Raw genomic sequence first — 3,598 nt, 5'->3', positions numbered from 1 at the left:
GCCATGGTGCTGGTGGATCTCCTTCGCCAGGATCGTAACCCTGGCATCAGGGACTCCACGAAACGGGGTGCAGCTCACCGGTTACCTCGAAGGCTGGCTGCCCGACGGCTCCCACACGCTCTACTGACCCACACCTGGACACTCGCCGTCCATGGCCCTCGGCACTGGCCGGCTCGCCTGGTCACTATCGCCAGTCCCAGCGGGGCTCCTCCTGGACAGTCGACGCGGCTCACCTCAGCGGTCCCCGATCTCGCGCGTGCGCCGTCGGGATCCCCGTACCCAGCGATCCCGACGGCAGTCTCGACCGCAGGCCCGTCGGGCGGGCCTGCGGCGGGGTCACTTCCCCAGGAAGGCGAGGAGCGCGGTGTTGACCTCTTCCGCGTGGGTCCACAGCAGGCCGTGCGGGGCGCCCTCGATCTCCACGTAGTCGGCGGACGGGAGCGCCTTGTGGAAGGGGCGCGCGGTTCCCTCGACGGGAAGGATCCGGTCGCCCGTGCCGTGCAGGATCAGGGCCGGTACGTCGATGGCCGGGATGTCGGCCCGAAAGTCGGTGTACCAGGTCGACGGCGCCGCCGCGGCGGCGAAGAAGCCGCCACCCGCGGCGACGTTCCAACTGTTGCGCACGGCCTCCTCGCTGATCCGGGTGCCGAGGTTCTCGTCCAGGTTGTAGAAGTCCTTGTAGAAGTCCGTGTAGTACGCGTAGCGGTCCGCCTTCACGGCCGCGACGACGCCGTCGAAGAACTCCTTCGGAGCGACCCCGTCCGGGTTGTCGTCGCTCTTGAGCAGGCAGGGCTCAAGCGAGGCCAGGAAGGCGACCTTGGAAACCCGCGCCGAGCCGTAGGTGGACACGTAGCGGGCGACCTCTCCGGTGCCCATCGAGAAGCCGACCAGGACGGCGTCCTGCAGGTCGAGGGTCTCCATGACCGTGTTCAGGTCCGCTGCGAAGGTGTCGTAGTCGTACCCGGTCGTCGGCTGGCTGGACTGTCCGAAGCCGCGGCGGTCGTAGGTGATCACGCGGTATCCCGCGTCCAGCAGCACAGCGCTCTGCCGCTCCCAGGAGTGGCCGTCGAGCGGGAAGCCGTGGATGAGGACGACCGGCTGCCCGGTGCCGTGGTCCTCGTAGTAGAGGTCGATGGCGGTGGAGTTTTCCTGACCCACGGTGATGTACGGCAAGGTCTCGTTCCTTCGTCCGGAGTGACTGGCGCGCGCAGGACCACACTCCGTCTCGATGAGGGAGGGTGCTGCACGGACGGCATCGGCCCATCGGCTGCCGACGTCCGGGCATTCGTGGCATGCGCGGCACGGGATGTCAGCACAGTAGGGCGAACGTTCCTCCCCCTGTTGCCCGCGAGCGCACCGCTCGTTGCCTGGAAGCGCCAGGACGGAAACGTGTCCCGGCACGCTGCGGCGCAAGGCTCTTCGAAGGCGTCCCTCGCTAGTGCCGCAACAGGCAACGTTCGCCCCGTCGCGACGCCCTGCACGCTCCCCCAGAGGGGGTACCCCCACTCGCCGCACCGGCCGAAAGCCCAAGTACGTCCAGTACGAGGGCTTCCGGCCGGCACGCCGAGAGCACGCACCGGACGCCGCTCCTTGACGGGCAAACGTTGCCTGCCGCGGCACTAGCACCTCTCGCGGGCGCGGACGGACCACTGGTGATGCACCGACAGACAAGACGCCTCCGTCAGCCGGGCCTAACGTGCTGTCCACGCCTGCGGTCCATGCCAGCTCGGACGCCGTGAGCGCCGGTCCGACCCGGCGCTCGCTCCCGGCAAAGCAGCGAATCATCCTTGGATGGGAGAGCAGCGCGATGAGCAACGTAGAAGTGAATCCCGCCGCACCGCGCGGCGCTGCCGTGGAGGACGGTGATTCCGCGCCACAGGTCGACGTGCTGTCCGCGCGGGACGTCCCGTTGGGCGGCCCACGAGCCATGACGGTGCGGCGCACACTGCCGCAGCGGGCTCGGACGCTGATCGGTGCCTGGTGCTTTGTCGACCACTACGGACCCGACGACGTCGCCGACACCGGCGGTATGGACGTCGCTCCCCATCCGCACACCGGTTTGCAGACCGTGAGCTGGCTGTTCAGCGGGGAGATCGAGCACCGCGACAGCCTGGGCAGCCACGCGTTCGTACGGCCCGGTGAGCTGAACCTCATGACGGGCGGGTACGGCATCAGCCACTCGGAAGTCTCCACCGTCAGCACGGCAATCCTGCATGGTGTCCAGTTGTGGGTGGCTCTGCCCGAAGAGCACCGGCACACCGTCCGCAACTTCCGGCACTACGTACCGAACCCGGTCCGGATGGGCGGGGCGGAAATCAGAGTGTTCCTGGGATCCCTCGCCGGTGGCACCTCCCCAGTGTGGACCTTCACGCCCTTGCTCGGCGCCGAACTCGTCCTCGACCCGCGCTCCACGACCACACTCCCAGTGGATCCCAGCTTCGAGCACGGCCTGCTCGTCGACCAAGGGGACGTCCGCATGACCGGAACCCTCCTGCGCCCGGCGGAGCTGGGCTACCTCGGCACGGGATACGACACGCTGATGCTGACAAACGAGACGGACACCCTCGCTCGGGCGGTCCTGCTCGGCGGGACGCCCTTCGAGGAACAGATCGTCATGTGGTGGAACTTCATCGGCCGCAGCCACGAAGACATCGTCGAAGCCCGGCAAGCCTGGGAGAACGCATCCGGCCGCTTCGGCAGCGTCGACGGTTACGACGGCGACCGCCTTCCCGCGCCCGCCCTTCCGAATGCCACCATCGCACCGCGCAAGAACCCGACGCGCCACTGAAAGGCTCACGATGACACAGCCCGCCGCCGCTCCGACTGTCCAGCGAGTCGATGCCAAGCACCGGTACGAAATCCTCGTCGACGGCAGGACCGCCGGCCTTACCGCGTACCGCGACCATGGTGACCAGCGCGTTTTCTACCACACCGAAATCGATGACGCCTTCGCCGGGCAGGGCCTGGCCTCGCTCCTCGTCCAGCAGGCACTGACCGACGTACGTGCCTCCGGGAAACGCATCGTGCCGGTCTGCCCCTACGTGGCGAAGTTCCTCAAGAAGCACGACGAATTCGCCGACATAGCCGAGCCCGTGACCCCCGAGGTCCTGCGGTGGCTGGAGACCGTGCTGGCGCACTGACTTCCTGACCCTCATCTTCGGAGTGCCGGGCGAGGACGCCTCCACCGGCCGCGCCGAGGGAGGCTTCGGCCGCCGCAGGCGGCCCCCAAGCCATCGGCGGTACGAGTTCTGCGGCCTATCTCTGGTTGAGATGACTGACATCCCAAACCATCGCCTCAGATGAGGAAGCACCGGGGGCAGATCGACGCTTCTGCCTGCGTGACGGCATCGAGGAAGCTGCCGGCCATCCCACAGCACTTCCGCCCGTGCCGGTCTCCCGGCTCGCCCCTCAAGAAGGTGCACATGTCCGCCTCATCCGAACTCCGGGCCTCGCGCCGGCCCGCAACGGCCCCGCACGGCGTGCCGGGGTGGCTGGTCGCACTCCTGGCCGTCGCCTCCGGTATGACGGTCGCCAACCTCTACTACGCCCAGCCCCTGCTGTCCTCGCTGAGCAGCGTCTTCCACACCGGCACGGCCAT

The 3,598-nt window shown here is 68.1% G+C and carries 3 protein-coding genes; 2 read left to right on the top strand and 1 reads right to left on the bottom strand.

Translation table 11 applies throughout. From position 1 onward, the window contains the following. Positions 1-336: 336 nt before the first annotated feature. Complete coding sequence (locus tag LE548_RS44675; protein WP_225102773.1) at positions 337-1,173, bottom strand: alpha/beta fold hydrolase; 837 nt, start codon at positions 1,171-1,173, stop codon at positions 337-339. Positions 1,174-1,807: 634 nt separating this feature from the next. Here LE548_RS44675 and LE548_RS44670 point away from each other — a divergent pair. Further along, positions 1,808-2,788 carry a pirin family protein gene (locus LE548_RS44670; protein WP_225102772.1) on the top strand — a complete coding sequence of 327 codons (981 nt, stop codon included), beginning with the start codon at positions 1,808-1,810 and terminating at the stop codon, positions 2,786-2,788. A 10-nt stretch (positions 2,789-2,798) separates the two neighbouring features. After that, a complete protein-coding gene (locus LE548_RS44665; protein WP_225102771.1) occupies positions 2,799-3,140 on the top strand; it encodes a GNAT family N-acetyltransferase in 342 nt (113 codons plus the stop codon). The last annotated feature ends 458 nt before the right edge of the window (positions 3,141-3,598 follow it).

Origin of the sequence: Streptomyces sp. CoH27 (genome assembly GCF_020181035.1) — a bacterium.
Taxonomy (GTDB): Bacteria; Actinomycetota; Actinomycetes; order Streptomycetales; family Streptomycetaceae; genus Streptomyces; species Streptomyces camelliae.
The sequence above is the reverse complement of the archived record's forward strand: the minus strand, read 5'-3'. Positions and strand labels throughout refer to the sequence as shown.

Bases quoted from the DNA above. Each gene is read 5' to 3' on its own strand.
- LE548_RS44670 (WP_225102772.1), top strand. From the start codon at position 1,808: ATGAGCAACGTAGAAGTGAATCCCGCCGCACCGCGCGGCGCTGCCGTG.
- LE548_RS44665 (WP_225102771.1), top strand. From the start codon at position 2,799: ATGACACAGCCCGCCGCCGCTCCGACTGTCCAGCGAGTCGATGCCAAG.